The following is a 15,456-nucleotide window of genomic DNA, read 5'->3' on the forward strand; positions in this document are numbered from 1 at the left end:
AGTGTTTTGTTATCACCAGTGACACGCTTTGCGTAATGGCTGTAACGTTGTCTGAAGATTATTGAGTCGAAAACTCAAGCCATTAAGCGTTTCCTTTCCCGTTAAAATGGTGAGTGTCGTTCCGCCTATCAATTGCTGAATTTCTGCTATACCACTTAGCCCGCGACTAGATTCAAGGCGGTAGCCACTTGAGCGCCAAAACCAACGCGAGTTGATGTCATTGCGATCGGTTCGTAGTGTCAAAGCGCTTTCCCCGCTCCCCTGTGGCTGATAAAACACAATTTGCATACGAGTAATATTCTCTACGCAGCTCACGGCTAAAATTGCGCGCGTAAAGCTATGTTCTAAGCTCGGAGTCGTTATCATTAATACTGGCTGTCCGCTCGTATTTTTAAGTTCGCGCAGCATCAACGGTGGATCATCTGACGTTCTTTGTTGCTCCTGAGCCATAATCTGTCGCCATGTTTCATCGGCTTTATCTTTACTCATGGCCCTAATTTCTGGGTGCCACGCTTGGTCATAACACTGCAATCGAGGTAAAGGAGATGGCTGATCGCGACATGCACTTAGTGCCAGTTGTATATCGGGCGATAAAGCCATACTGATCTCGGGTTTCTGCGGTTTTCCTGCAGCCCAACTCCCCATAGAGATCAATGAAATCGCCACTACGCCTATGCTTAGTTTGTTTTTCATCGGGCTAACCCTAATTTCTTACATTTCATATCCAATGAACGGCGGGAGATTGCCAAACTCATAGCGACCCTCTCTTTATTAAAACACTGCCTAAGCAGACGATGATTTATCACCGCTTTTTCGAAAACAGAAACCACCTCTTTCAAGCTGCCCGATTGGGTGTAATCAGGTTCAGTGACAGAGCCAATACTAAAATTGAGCGCCAACAGCTCCATGAGTGCTGCATTATTTTCTACATGACCTTCCGAATTTCCCGCTCTAGACGATTCCAACAACAAGAGTTCCAGAAGCCTTTTCAGCTCTGAAACATTGCCGGGAAAATGATAAGAGTGGAGTTGAAGCTGTAGCTCATCAGAAATAACGAATGATGGTTTTTGATGTTGCAGGCACAGTTTGCGAAGAAGGTGCTGACTAAGCACAACCAAATCCTCCCGCCAATAACGCAGGGGTTGTAATTTGAGCGGATAATGATTAATACGTTGATATACAGGGAGAAAAGTAGGTATAGATGAAGCTATTGTAGACAACGGCTGACAGCTAGTGACTAAGAGTCTAAAACGACTGGAACCCTGCTCCAAGTTCTGGCATGGCATTATTTCACCGCAATCTAACGCATGCTGTAATTTTCCATACCAGCAAGAGGCAAGCTTATCGATATTCTCAAGCAGCAGTGTTCCCTTATTCGCCTGCATCAACGCGCTTTCAGCCACATTAGTGTGACCAAACAAGTGCTCCCCTTGCTGCTGTAAATCTAGACTATTGCAATCCACAGTAACCAAAGAGCCTGGCGGCTGTGAATAGGTATGTATTAATTGCGCTATCTCGCTTTTACCACTCCCACTTTCCCCTTCAATCGCAACTGGGATATCGTGTGTAATAGCAACCTGAATTTTTTTTCGCAATTGGCAAATATAAGAACTATTACCCACAAGGACACGCGGCAATACAGCAGTAGCATCATTCCTCGACAGAGCTAAAACATCGTTATCTCTATTTCGCACATGATTTTTAGCCATTATGTCGGCTTCTTTTTTCAAATGCTTAATCTGTGCTTGATACACTTGCAGCAAATAAATAAACGGATGTTCAGTTTGTTGCAAAGCATTGAGCATCGCGGTGCTATCAAAAATGGCAAATAGGCCATAGAGGTGTTGCTCGGCATCAAATAAAGGTTGCACGAACAGGCCACACTCTTTGCCCATACTCTGGACGAGCTGCCGAAACGCCTGATGCTCAATGCGCACACCATAATTGAGCGTTGACCAAATACTCGCTTTTCCTGTGCGCATTACCTGAGAAAACGGATGGCTGAAATCATCAAACCTCAACTTCAGCGCAGCCGAATCCCTGCCATTTATATAGCATGTTAATTCCTGTCCACTGACGGGAATGACGCCATTCAGAAGATAAGCCTCCGGGGCCCATTGCTGAATGCATTCGCAAAAAGCTTGCCCCAGAGTTTCCAGCGTTTCACATGACAACAACGCCAACGTGGCCTGTTGTGCTGGATTGATCATCAGCTATCTACCTCAACGCCAAACTCTCCATCCTCAGCGCTAAAATGGATCTTGGTGATTGATTCTCCTGCCGCCATTCGCTGTAACAAGATAAGAGAAACTGGCGGCAACAACACACCATCGATAACCGACTCCAACATACGCGCCCCATTTTCTTTACGGTGAGCGCGACGCATAATCTCTTCATGCACCTCATCATCAATAACAATCTGCGCATTGAACCGCTCAGATAATGTCTTATCAAGATGGGCTAATTTGCCTGCAACAATTTCACGTAAAACGTCTGGTGATAGCGGCAAATAAGGAATGACTTCCATACGCGCTAATAATGCGGGTTTAAAGAACGCAGCCAACTCAGGATAGAGTGCATCCTGAATTTCCTCAGGGCGATCGCTATGATCAACAATAGTTTGGTATCCCAAGTTTGACGTCAGGAAAAAAACGACATTTTTGCAATCAATAATCCGCCCTTCACCATCGGCTAATTCACCTTTATCAAAGGCTTGATAGAACAGATTTAGTACATCAGGATGCGCTTTTTCAACTTCATCAAGCAACACAACTGAATAAGGCTTTTGACGAATAGCTTCGGTCAGTATTCCGCCTTCTCCATAGCCAACGTAGCCAGGAGGGGAACCAATCAGGCGAGATACGGTATGTTTCTCTTGAAACTCAGACATATTGATACTAGTAAGCCAAGCTCGCCCCCCGAATAACAGATCGGCGATGCGTAATACGGTTTCTGTTTTACCCACACCGCTAGGCCCAACTAATAGAAAGGCTCCCAGAGGACGTCCAGTTTTACGTAAATCCGCGCGAGCCGTAAGCAGATGACGATGTAGATGGCTAAGCGCAAGATTTTGCCCTTTGATATCACCGCGCAAATATTCCGGCAGTTCCGTAATCACTTTCAATTCGCTACGAGAAATTTGACTGAGGGGCACTCCTGTCCACTCAGCAATAACAGAAGCAACGAGCAAACGGTCGACATGAGGAGTAACGATAACTCCTTGCTTCTGTAGTTCGGAAAGTTCATTTTCAAGTTGAACCAGATTTTCAGCTATCTCAGGAGTGCTTCCCTCGGCCAGAATGCGTTGGCGCAAGCTGATAATTTCAACGACGTGTTTTTGCTGTTGTTGCCAAACCTGATGTTGTTCATCGAGCTCATTTTTAGATGTTTGCTGTAGCTGATAAAGATCGCTTAAACGGCTGGCATGATCATTTAAGCCAATCCGTTGCTCACGCTCTATCTGCGTAATTTCAAGCTGGTATTCGCTTAAACGAGTGTGTAATGAGCTAATCGCACGAGGTGGCGTTGTCAGGTTAATGGCACAGCGAGCACAGGCCGTATCAAGCACATCTATCGCTTTATCCGGTAATTGGCGGTCTGAAAGATAGCGCGCGCTCAGCTGAGCGGCAGCCTGAATTGCATCTTCATTTATAAGAACATTGTGTGCCTGCTCATAGCGAGACTGTAAGCCACGTAAAATAATCGTTGCCTGTTCTATTGACGGCTCTTTTACCTGAACAACCTGAAAACGACGCGATAGTGCGGCATCCTTTTCTATATATTTTTTATATTCATGCCATGTTGTCGCCGCAATAGTTTTCAACTCACCGCGTGCTAACGCGGGCTTTAATAAGTTGGAAACATCTAGGCCGCCTTGCTGATTACCTGCACCGATCAATGTATGTGCTTCATCGATAAACAAAATAATTGAATATTCTGCCTCGAGAACTTCCTGCATTAGTCCTTTAAAGCGTTTTTCAAACTCACCTTTTACTGAAGCTCCTGCTTGCATAGCCCCCAAGTCAAGGCTAAGAAGTTCGCTACCGCGAATTTTTTCAGGCACTAATCCAGCAATCATACGCAGCGCAAGACCTTCTATCAGTGCGCTTTTACCAACTCCGGCCTCTCCGACGACGATTGGATTATTCTTTCTACGCCGGCACAAGATATCGATCATCAAATCAATTTCATCGTCGCGGCACAAAACGGGATCCAGTTTTCCAACACGCGCTTGCTCAGTGATATTCTGCGTAAAGCGAGACAGAAGAGAACCTTCAGCGCCCCCTGCTTGTTGATGAGATGTATTCTGAGAATTTGACTCTTTGACCACGGGCGTTTCCGCCGAGTCCTGAGTTAGTTGGGCAAAGTCTTTCGTTAATTGCTCTCGGTTTAATCCCTCTAATCGATAGCAAACCTCCGCAGATAAATATCTATGGCGATGATGTAGTAAGCCCAGTAAGAGAACACCGCTGCGTAGATTTTCATGCTGTAACTCAACGGATGCGAGTAGCCAACTGTCTTGCAACCACTCCACCAATAGAGGAGAAAAGCTAGGATAACTTTGCGGATAAGCTGAACGATCTAATGGTTGGTTTAACAGAGTCTGCTTCAGCGAATCTATATCCACATCTAGCTGACTAAAAATCATCCTTACATCACATAGCGGCGTTTCGAGCAAGTGATTCAAGAAATGCCCAACGGTGATTTCTGTCGCCTGCTGGCCTAAACTCCAAGCCGCAGCATTTTCCAACGCGTTGCGGGCAACAGGATGTAAACGCTCTACTAAAGCGGGAAGATCGATTCGAATCATAGGGTTTCTCCTTGTCCTAGACTCAGCGAAAATGGGGGCTACTTTCCCTTCGCCGCATCCTTGGTGACTTTTTATTTATGGCAACAGAGCATTGAGCTGAGTGATGATATTTTGTGTCTGACTATGCAGGCTCCAATCAAACATCCCGTACCCCAGCAAAACAGCAAGCGCAATGCCCCATAACACTTTCTTACCAGACAAATACCGATTTAAACGATAACGAGACTCATTGTTCGCTTTGCCATAGTGCATCACCGTCGCATTAAGCATTTCTTGGCGTTTTGTCGAATCAACCTTGTTTAAGGCCTGTAATTTCTGATGTATGTTCCTCAAGATTTTTTCGCGATCTTCTTGATATTGCATCGTCATCCGATAGCGGCCTTGAAAACCTAAACACAGACATAAATGTATAAACGCCAGCAAATCGCGATAACGGGCCGGTTCAAGCAGCAGGCGGTCGATCAGTTGAAAACATTTCTCTCCCCCCCAAGTTTCGCTATGGAATCTCACCAACAACGTATGCTGAGCCCACCCCTCAACCCCCCACGGTCTGGCCATCACCATTTCATCGATAAAGGTGCAGAAGAAATAACTCCAAGACAGCAAAATACCTGGCTCGTAATTTTCAATTTCAAGCCGTTGTAAAATGCCTTTTATTTCCTGTTCGATCTGAGCAATCAGTGGTTCTATTACTGGTGGCTCATTCAACGACTTGATGCGATTGATAAACCCTAACAGCGGTGACGATGCTTCAATTAAAGGGTTTTTATGCATCATGCAGGACAGCGCATCATCGCTCACGGCATGCATCACCTCACCTGCCCCGCCCAACCCACTTTTGAAATCAATACCACCTTTAGTTTCGGTAGCGCGTTCCGCTGTATCTTCTATTGCATCCATTTGTGTTATCTCCTGATCGCCCAGAATTGCATGTCAAGATTCGGGAACTTGCCGCCGATGTGGAATGCAAAGCCGCTGTTTTTAGCCAACTCAGGCCAATGCGGGCTTTGACGATCGAGAGAGAAATAAAGGTAACCACTGTGATAAGGCAACTGCCTTGGCGTTGATGTCAGCAAACGCAGAGGAATACCTTGAGTATGTGATCCCACCAGCTGCATGATTTTTTCCGGCGTCGCTACTTTGCTCTGCTGGATGAACTGCTTGCTGAGCACCTCCAATGGCATATTGGCGCGAATAGCCAACACAAACTCGGCCTCTTGAAGTAATTCGACTTGCCCAACGACTGCCACAAAAACCCCAAAGCGTTGTTCTCGTAACTGCAACGACACAGCTCGAGGAGAAAGCACCGTGCTCAAAGCTTGGCGTAGAGCTAACATCAGCGGCGCAAAGCTGTGCTGTAAGTCATCATGCCGATAAACTGGAGTATCAATCGGCAAACGAGAGGCATCGGTAAATGTCATAATTTCGCCGCACAGGCCAATTAATTCATGAAACAACGCCTCAGGATGCAAGGTCGCCCGATGGGTTAAATGCTGAAGCTGTGGTTGAACTCGGTTAAGCATTTGCAGCAGCATAAACTCAGCGACGTCCGCCACACCTTGCTGATTGGGTGAACCAATTCTTTCTGCCAAATTTTTAGCTCGTTCATTCACTAAGCCACTAATTTCAGATAGAAAACTTTTCAGCCGCGGCGTTGAGCTAATAGACAGACAGCTTGGAATAAACTCATGATCCAGCAGAATACTGCCATCGGGGCGCTTATCAGCAATTCGCGCAATCGGCAATGCCGCATAGGTACTGCGGTCTTCATGTTCCAACATCAGACGTAGATTCACTTTTGCCAACGGCAACTCTGTAATGTCTGCGCTAGTGGAGTAAAGATCGCGAACATCTTCCTTATATGATTGAAAACGAGAGCGATTTGGTCCGGATTGATCGTGGAAATTAATTTCAGTCACGTGATCATTTGCCAGCGCCTGAGCGAGATACACCTTTTGGCCAACAAAACTAGCATCGCTAATTTCTAACGGCTGAGGCATAACATCTTCATAAGGCAGGCTGAAAACGCTGCCATCAGGCATAATGCCGGAAGCACCACTTAATGTGATTCGACCAAAACTCAGGTGATCATCATTAATCTTCAGCTCGGTAACACCAAAAAAATGCTCCCCTAAAGCAGCGAAACGACTCTGTAATAAGTAGTCGATATGGCGCTGCTGCTGCTGAAAATGTTGTGGTTTAATAAATAAGCCTTCACTCCAAACAATTCTATTTCGCGTCAACATAATTAATCCTCGCTCTCCTTGCGCATATCCACATCAGCTTTATGCAGGTGCACCAATACTTGATAGTTGTGGCCTATAGGCGCCAGCTTGAGCACCTTTTTCCATTGCGCGCCATTCGGCTGACTGTAATATGCAGCAATACCGACATAGCGTACTTTGCTGTCTAATTCTGTTGGTTGGATATATTTGTACTGCCCTGGCAATAGAGTAAAATCCTGATGGTCGATGTAATTTTTCCCCAAAACATCTTTCATTTCTTTCGCCGTTAATTGGTCATAATCCGCGGCCAACAGCTTTGAGTCTTCAGACATAAGGATCACCTGAAAAGCCAGCGGTGATGCCACGTTTTCACCATTGGGATTAATGTCCTTATCAGCCAATAAAGTTAATCCCAGCGTAGAGGGAAGCTTGGTTGCATCAGGCACCTCTTTTCCGAACCAAGGGCCTTTGCTACATCCTCCGAGTAGAATTACGGTAATGCTTACAATGAGATATTTACGCCATGCACTCATCTAGCTTCCTCCTCCTGAAGTTGGCGGAGGGTTTTGTCATACACTTGCTCATAAACTTCATGAAACAGTTTCTCAACGCCGATCTGCCGCCCAGAAAGCAGCTCGTTGAAATAGTGTTGATACATATTCCAAATCCAATTTGGGTCGCTCGGATTAACCATATGATCGCGGCGATAACGCTGAAAACGAGTGATCAATACGTCTGGAGAAAAGCTCTGTATGACAGCTGAAAGTGCCGCATCTGTTGCCTGAGATGACGCCTGATAATGCAATCTCATATGAGTCAAACTTTCTGTAACCGCAGATGAAGGCGTTAAATGAACCTGACTCTTCTGTTCACCATAAAGAACCGCTACCGTCTCTTGAAAACTCAACCCCAGTCGTAGAGGATTATCTTCAATAGGTTGCAGCTGTTTATTGGCAACTTGTTGAGTTTGGTTTAGCGCGAGTAGCCCTTTAACCACGGCCTGCAAAGTCCTCCCCGCCTCTTCCAGAAATTCGTTGGCAACTTGGCTATTTCGAAAAGGAAGAAACTCGCCAAGACCACGCAGTACGGGAGTTAATGCCACGTTTTCGAAAATATCAGCATTGCTGTCGAGCGCAGATGCGGAGGGCGCATATGGCGCTGGGACATCAAGATATTCGTCATCCATCATGTGCTCTTCTTGCGAAGTCAGTGGCGGCTCCACACGATGAGGAAAAGGATTGTCTAGCAAGCTCGTTGCCGAATTGTCTGCAACCGAATTTCGGCTCAGACCTAATGTGCTTGGTTCATAAGGATGCATGGCAGATTCTTGTGATGGGAGATAAGAATGATGTTGAGATGCGCTCACTGATGTAGGTTCATCAATGACTCGATTCACATTGTTTGTTGCCTCGGTGCTGAGGATATTTTGTAATTGCAAATAATCAGGAGCAGATTGAGAATGTGCAGTCAGTTGCAAATGCGCAGTAAGAATTAAATCACCGATAGTAATTGTGTCTCCCTGAGCGAGCGCAATTAACTTTTCGGGTGGGCAACCGTGAACTGAATTATTGATTAAGCAGTTACCAATAAGGTCTTGTAGACAAAACTGCCCGTCGTTCCACACTATATAGGCATTCAGCGCCCTCACTTTCATTGCTGAATCTTGTAATTGCCAGTGATTGCCAATGCCACTTGGTTCTGAGCCAAAGCTGCCGCCGTCAGTCGTAAAACTATGCATTCGCTCAACGCTTGCGCGTAATGTTTTTACGTCTTTAATATAAAGCGTCAGTTTTGCGGAAGAAGGCGAAAATGTATCCATATCATGGCTCCTGTCCATATTGTTATTCCTGAACACCGATGGTTACGAGAGGGACTTCGGGAGGTTGGCCAAGAAAGGTTGTCCACCCCAACAAACAGCCTTTATCATTGCCTAAGCAAGTGGGCTCAAATTGCTTATCGGCCAAGCCAAGCTGTAAATCCCAAGCAAATTGATCGCGAAGAATGAAGGCTACAAACGTAACTAATGGCTGATAGAGATCCCCATTAGGTAAAAATCTCAGAAAATGATCATGAGATAGCTCATTAATACATAAAGTAAATTTTCCGCATACATCGGGTGCATAATCACCAATAACGAAATTTCCACGTAAATCGGAATTGACTCCACCAAGCCTGTTTTGTTGATGGGGAGCGATTGCGACTCGACGATATTCCCAGCTTGTTACATCAACAGTTGCAAGATCAAAGCAATGGGAGATCAGACCTGCCACCACCGCAGGGGAACGACCAGGAGCAGCAAGTAGCCCGGCATAGGCAAGCATTTTGCTGTGGTTAACGGGGATAACGTCCCTAAGTGCAGAGCTACCCAACCCAACCAAAGAGAACATCATTTGCGAGAACCCATCTTGACCATCGGCTCGATAACGAACGTGGTATCGATATTTTCGCCATGCAAGATGCAACAACATCAAAAAACGATGATTAAAGAAGTCCAGAAAATGGTAAAGATTTCCATCTTTCTGAGCATATTCCCAAGCAAGGCGTTCCAAATAATATCCGGGCATTGGCGATTGGCTGCCATGCAACCCTAGAAAAGCCACTTCTAACGCATACGTACTTTCTATTTTCTCAAGAGAAACCACATCGCTTGAGGGAAACCCCAAGGAAGCATTAGACGAGAAACGAATAAATTCATCTTTAGGGGCACGGGCAGGCCGCATCTCAACATGTTGCCCCTCAATTTGATAAAGCAACTCGACGAGCTGATAAAAATCATAATCTCGAATATTTGTTAATTCAGTCATATCAATGGCCGACAGCCGAGTTGAAGTGGCCAACGGTAGTTGGCCTGTGTATCCGTATTGACTACGGTCAGTTCATGGAAGGCGTTAACACTGGCAAATAATGCAAAAAAGCGTGCCAAAACGCTGCCAAATAAATACATATCACCTTCACAGGAAAATGCAGACTGACGCATATAGAGAGTGGATTGAATACCTCTAACCGGCCTCCCTTTTATCAAGCGATCTACCGGAGATGTTTCTAAACGTTCAATACCTGCAAATCGTTTCTGCGAAACCCTAGAGGCCTGCTGATCATTCATCGCAGGGAAATCATAGTTTCTGATAATTTGTAATAACGCGTCTTTATCGAGTAGTGACAAGTAGTTGAGAGATAAATTTGAAACGAGCGTCCACTGTAAACTTCCATCCATAATTGGCCTTAAAGGCATTGTTGGATGAGTGATATTTTGGAACGTCACAAAAGGTGGCGTGTCGCTATACCCCACATTAACGTCACCAATATCCAACTTAGTTGGAATGAGTCGGTTAGTGCAGAGCAGCCTCGTGGAGATTGTCTCTTCATTATCTGTTACCAGAGATTCATCGCCACGAACAAATGTTATGTCATGTTCGAAACCATCCATTTTTAATGCATTACGCACACTGAGATGGTAATAACGAGCGGAACGATCCTGCTCATATTCGATTTGATGACGGAAGCTCTCAAACGGATGGTATATTCTTGCTGGGCGAGTTTTATCTCGTTGTTCATGCCCATGTTTAGTCAACCAGCCTTCAACTTTTTGAACCGAAAAAATCTCGTAAAGCTCAGGTGATGAATGGCTCACTCTAAGTGGATAACTAACACTGCGCCCATCCAGTTGTAATGGTTCACTGTGATATGGGAAAAGGTTGACCGCAGGAACACAGTGTAGCTTTATGCTATCAGAGTGAATTTTGATGTCTAAAGGCAGTGGCTTATCAAAGTGGAACGAAATATCAATTTTTTCGATAGGCGTGTTTTGAGGTAAAGAATCAAAGCCGCTAAAATCAAGAAAGAATAATCCTTCAGGAAAACAAAAATACTCTTGCAATATCCGATATCCTGGATAGATATTCTTCGGATACGGCAGCAATGCATCCGTATTTTCAAATCCTATTGGCAAAACATCTAAATGTGGAATATCAAACTCCACACCATCTAGATGTACAGAAGTATGATGAAGATGCTGTTGTAACCACAGGTATAGTTGAGTGGCGCTATGGTGGTTATTACCAAGATAGATTCTCAGCTTATCAAGCTGAACTTGACGTAGCGGCAAAGCTCCAAACGTTTTGAGCGCTAGAGTCAGTGTGCCATTTTCATTGCTATTATTAGAAAATATTTCATGCAGCTCTAGTGGCAAAATCCATGCGCCACGACAGGTTGAAAACTGACAAGAAATATTGTCTACAGATTTAGAACCCAATAGAACGTTTTCAGGAATATATGCAGCTTCACTGATTGCCTGTAGCTTAGGGGTATATTGCACAATAGTCATGCTAGGCACTGAGCGCAAATAATTAGGCCATAGCATATTGAGCAATCCATGGGTCAGCTCGGGAAATTCATCTTCAATTTTTGCACGCAAGCTACCAGATAGAAAAGCAAACCCCTCCAGTAACCGTTCTACGTCTGGATCGGTACTCTGCTCAGAAAGAAAGCGAGTCAGTTGGGGCCAAGCTTGAGAAAACACTTCACCTTGCTGACGTAAATATGACAACTCATCTCTAAAATAATCTTCTAATTTCATATTTAAATTAATTTAACGAAGTTGATAGCGTGAGTTATCATCAAGCTGAATATTAAAATTAACAACGCTGTCGATATCCTCGAAATGTATATGTGCTTTGACCTGAAAAAAAAGCGTTAACGGATCGTTTTCATTGTTAAATGTCGCCACATCAACGGACTTTATCCTAGGGTCAAAATTTTCAATACATTGTTGAATCGCCAAACAAACCGACGCTGATATATCAACAGAGGTTCCCGTTGCATCATTAAAATCTATAACCCCTAGTGTAGGGCTACTTTGGCAACATCCAGGGCGTGAATTCAGCACAGCATTTAGGTTTTGCTTTAGAGATACCAGCAAATCACTCGTTTTATCGAATGGCTTTGCTGATACCTCCTCATCAATACGCCCAAATAAACTGCACGCCCGAGTCCTTCGCCACGGCGTGAGGGCTGACATGCACTAGTCCTTATCTAAACGACCAACAAGTGATAGTTCAAAACTCGCGCCCATATATTTAAAGTGCGGACGAACAGACATAGACACCTGATACCATCCAGGATCGCCGTCAACATCAGAGACCTCAATCGTAGCGCCACGCAAAGGACGACGGCTACGCACCTCGGAAGGAGGATTCTCTTGATCGGCAACAAACTGACGTATCCATTGGTTTAACTCGCGCTGTAAATCCTGACGCTCTTTCCATGCCCCTAACTGTTCACGCTGCAATACCTTAATGTAATGAGCCAGTCGGTTCACAATGAACATATAAGGGAGCTGAGTTCCTAATTTATAATTAGTTTCTGCCGTTTTCCCTTCGCGAGTGGGCGGGAATACTTTGCATTTTTGCACCGAGTTTGCAGAGAAAAATGCCGCGTTATCACTCCCTTTACGCATCGTTAAAGTAATAAAGCCTTCCTCGGCGAGTTCATACTCTCGACGATCGGTAATTAAAACTTCTGTAGGGATTTTTGACTGGAGCTGCCCCATAGAATCATAGACATGAACAGGGAGATCGCTAACACCACCGCCGCTCTGAGGGCCTATGATATTTGGACACCAGCGATATTTAGCAAAACTGTCGGTTAAATTAGTAGCCAATAAATAAGCCGTATTTCCCCATAGGTAATGCTCATGATCGGCGTTCACATCCTCTTCATAATTGAAGGTTTTTACAGGATTATCGTTACGATCATACGGTAAACGCAGCAAGAAGCGAGGAGCCGTTAGTCCAATATAACGAGAGTCTTCAGTCTCTCTCAGAGCCCGCCATTTCACATATGCAGGGCCTTCAAAAACAGCCTTGAGTTCTTTGATTGCCGATAGCTCAGTAAAACTATTCAAGCCAAAGAATGATGGCGCTACGGAAGAGAGGAAAGGAGCATGTGCCATCGCCCCCACAGAGCTGACATATTGCAGCAATTTCATATCTGCTGAGCTCTGGTTAAAGGCATAGCTTCCAACCACAGCCGCTATTGGCTCACCACCGAACTGCCCATAGCCACTGGCATATACATGTTTGTAGAATCCAGACTGAGAAATCTCAGGTGAGTATTCAAAATCGTCCAATAGCTCACTTTTAGTCGCATGGAGAATATGAATTTTAATGTTTTCTTTAAAATCAGTACGATCAACGAGAAGTTTTAATGAACGCCATGAAGACTCTAAATCCTTAAATCGAGAATCATGAAGAATTTCATCCATCTGTGAACTGAGTTTTTTATCAAGCTCCGCAATCATTCTGTCGACTAATAACTTATTAATCGGCTCGTTATTAGTTCCATTTTCTAGAATATTGCTGATAAATGCCGATACGCCCTGCTTAGCAATGTCGTAGGCATCATCACCTGGAGCCAACCTTGTTTGTGCCATTATCTCATTCAGTAAAGAAGGTGCAAACGCACGCTCTTCCGTACCGGATGTTTCGATTTCTGTTTCTAAGGACATTGAGTTAATTCCTGTTTTATACTCAAAAGATTATGTTGATAAATAACCGAAATTAATTATTTATCCGCCCCAGATGGAAGGGTCATATTCAGCTCACTTAGTAACTGTTCACGAATTGACTCATCAGAGAGCAATGACTGTAGGCGTGAGCGGAATGCTGGTATATTTCCTAATGGCCCTTTTAAGGCGACCAATGCTTCTCTTAATTCTAATAGCTTATTTAATTCAGGCACGTGATGAGCAACTTGATCGGGAGTGAAATCCACCATCGATTCAAACTCTAATCGTACACGCATATTTTCTTTAGAGTTTTCGTCTAATCTGTTTGGAACATCCATATCTAGCTTCAACCCAGCCTCTCTCATCACTGAAGAGAAATTGTATTTATCAATAGATACAGCGGGGCGTTCCTCGATGGAAAGCTCTTCAGTGGTTCCCTTCAAATCCCCAATAACGAGTAGATTTAATGGTAATTCAACCTCATCATGCTGCTCCCCCGTTGAAGGAACATACTTTATATTGATTCTTTCCTTCGGGGCTACGCTCCCTTCTGATTTTTTGTTCATATAGCGTTCCACTTAGTCCATTATGAATCTTAAGAAAAATCCCTACCGCAGATACATTAACCATCTACAGACTCAGTGTTATATCATTTTTAAATGCTCATGATAATTTCGTATAATTTAATAATTTATTCAAAACAATTAAATCGTACTGAATAAATATATATTTAATATACAAGAACACCAAACCATCACTCTCAATATCGTTTTCATGAATGAGTTCACTCTAAACTTTTGAGCATCAATAATCTCAATAACTTTCGATATTTGATATTTTTTAGAAATATTCCATAATCATTACATAAGGCATTGGAAATTTTATTAGAAAGAAAATAAAGATTCATCAACAATGGCTTCATAGGAGGTATTTTGAAATATATCCAGTTTGGCAGCACTGAACTCTACGTATCTCGCTTATGTTTAGGCTGTATGACCTATGGAGAACCCAGCCGCGGCAATCATGCGTGGACCTTACCAGAAGAGAGCAGTCTGCCTATGCTGCAACAGGCCTATGAGGCTGGCATCAATTTTTTTGACACAGCAAATAGCTACTCGGACGGCAGCAGTGAAGAAATTCTTGGCAAAGCAATCAAGAAATTTATGTCGCGCGACAAAATTGTGGTGGCAACCAAAGTCTATTTCCCTCTGAGCAACCTAGAAGGTGGGTTATCACGTCAATCTATCCTGAAATCTGTCGATGACAGCCTACAGCGCCTAAATTTAGACTATATCGATCTGCTGCAAATCCATCGGTGGGATTACGACACGCCTATTGAGCAGACGCTGGAAGCCTTAAATGACGTGGTTGAAGCTGGAAAAGTCAGCTATATCGGCGCGTCATCGATGCATGCACATCAGTTTGCCAAAGCGTTAGCGGTATCAGAGCAAAACGGTTGGGCACGATTTGTCTCAATGCAGGATCAGTACAATTTAATTCAGCGTGAAGAAGAAAGAGAAATGCATCCGTTATGCGAGAAGGAAAATATTGCCGTTATCCCGTGGAGCCCGCTGGCTCGGGGGCGTCTTGCCAGACCTTGGGGAGAAACCACTGCACGCTTGGTTTCAGATGAGGTTGGTAAAAAGCTCTACGATGCAACTGATGAAGCCGATAGTCAAATTGCTGAAAGAGTTAGCGCCATTGCCGCCGACCATGGCGTATCAATGGCGCAGATTGCACTCGCATGGCTGCTGAGTAAGCCGGTCGTCACCGCGCCGATTATTGGTGCATCGCGCGCTTCTCAGTTGGAAGATGCGATTGCTGCATTGGATATTGAGCTCAAATCCGAAGAGATTGCAGAGTTAGAAATGGCTTACCAGCCTCATGAACAAACCGGATTTGAATAACGCATACTA

At 44.3% G+C, this 15,456-nt stretch carries 13 protein-coding genes; 1 reads left to right on the forward strand and 12 read right to left on the reverse strand.

Annotation, left to right across the window (positions count from 1 at the left end):
* Positions 1-12: 12 nt before the first annotated feature.
* The 12 genes from vasI to tssB all read right to left on the reverse strand — a co-directional run bounded on the left by vasI (position 13) and on the right by tssB (position 14,106).
* Complete coding sequence (vasI, locus tag K9N75_RS16570) at positions 13-693, reverse strand: type VI secretion system-associated protein VasI (protein ID WP_064573125.1); 681 nt, start codon at positions 691-693, stop codon at positions 13-15.
* Positions 690-2,210 carry a sigma 54-interacting transcriptional regulator gene (locus tag K9N75_RS16575; protein WP_224451913.1) on the reverse strand — a complete coding sequence of 507 codons (1,521 nt, stop codon included), beginning with the start codon at positions 2,208-2,210 and terminating at the stop codon, positions 690-692. The genes vasI and K9N75_RS16575 overlap by 4 nt, the downstream gene beginning before the upstream one ends.
* Positions 2,210-4,810, reverse strand: coding sequence for a type VI secretion system ATPase TssH (tssH, locus tag K9N75_RS16580; RefSeq protein ID WP_224451914.1), 2,601 nt, complete (start codon positions 4,808-4,810; stop codon positions 2,210-2,212). Before tssH ends, K9N75_RS16575 begins: the two co-directional genes overlap by 1 nt.
* 75 nt (positions 4,811-4,885) lie before the next feature.
* Positions 4,886-5,710, reverse strand: coding sequence for a type IVB secretion system protein IcmH/DotU (gene icmH, locus K9N75_RS16585; RefSeq protein ID WP_064573119.1), 825 nt, complete (start codon positions 5,708-5,710; stop codon positions 4,886-4,888).
* Positions 5,711-5,715: 5 nt separating this feature from the next.
* Positions 5,716-7,056, reverse strand: coding sequence for a type VI secretion system baseplate subunit TssK (gene tssK, locus K9N75_RS16590; RefSeq protein ID WP_224451915.1), 1,341 nt, complete (start codon positions 7,054-7,056; stop codon positions 5,716-5,718).
* 2 nt (positions 7,057-7,058) lie between these two features.
* A complete protein-coding gene (tssJ, locus tag K9N75_RS16595) occupies positions 7,059-7,568 on the reverse strand; it encodes a type VI secretion system lipoprotein TssJ (RefSeq protein ID WP_008814303.1) in 510 nt (169 codons plus the stop codon).
* Complete coding sequence (tagH, locus tag K9N75_RS16600; RefSeq protein WP_224451916.1) at positions 7,565-8,854, reverse strand: type VI secretion system-associated FHA domain protein TagH; 1,290 nt, start codon at positions 8,852-8,854, stop codon at positions 7,565-7,567. Before tagH ends, tssJ begins: the two co-directional genes overlap by 4 nt.
* A gap of 22 nt (positions 8,855-8,876) precedes the next feature.
* Positions 8,877-9,839, reverse strand: coding sequence for a type VI secretion system baseplate subunit TssG (gene tssG / locus K9N75_RS16605; RefSeq protein WP_008814305.1), 963 nt, complete (start codon positions 9,837-9,839; stop codon positions 8,877-8,879).
* Positions 9,836-11,611 (reverse strand): type VI secretion system baseplate subunit TssF, encoded by a 1,776-nt coding sequence (tssF, locus tag K9N75_RS16610; RefSeq protein ID WP_008814306.1) that lies wholly within the window; start codon positions 11,609-11,611, stop codon positions 9,836-9,838. The genes tssG and tssF overlap by 4 nt, the downstream gene beginning before the upstream one ends.
* Positions 11,612-11,623: 12 nt before the next feature.
* Complete coding sequence (tssE, locus tag K9N75_RS16615; protein WP_008814307.1) at positions 11,624-12,052, reverse strand: type VI secretion system baseplate subunit TssE; 429 nt, start codon at positions 12,050-12,052, stop codon at positions 11,624-11,626.
* A gap of 3 nt (positions 12,053-12,055) precedes the next feature.
* A complete protein-coding gene (gene tssC / locus K9N75_RS16620) occupies positions 12,056-13,540 on the reverse strand; it encodes a type VI secretion system contractile sheath large subunit (protein ID WP_130976007.1) in 1,485 nt (494 codons plus the stop codon).
* A 56-nt stretch (positions 13,541-13,596) separates the two neighbouring features.
* Positions 13,597-14,106: a type VI secretion system contractile sheath small subunit gene (gene tssB / locus K9N75_RS16625; protein WP_008814310.1), complete on the reverse strand. Its 510-nt coding sequence runs from the start codon at positions 14,104-14,106 to the stop codon at positions 13,597-13,599.
* 366 nt (positions 14,107-14,472) lie between these two features.
* On the opposite strand from tssB, the gene K9N75_RS16630 reads away from it, so the two are divergent.
* On the forward strand, positions 14,473-15,447 hold the full coding sequence (locus K9N75_RS16630) for an aldo/keto reductase (RefSeq protein ID WP_064573116.1): 975 nt from the start codon (positions 14,473-14,475) through the stop codon (positions 15,445-15,447).
* Positions 15,448-15,456 lie beyond the last annotated feature (9 nt).

It is taken from the genome of Hafnia paralvei, from assembly GCF_020150375.1.
GTDB classification, from domain to species: Bacteria; Pseudomonadota; Gammaproteobacteria; order Enterobacterales; family Enterobacteriaceae; genus Hafnia; species Hafnia paralvei.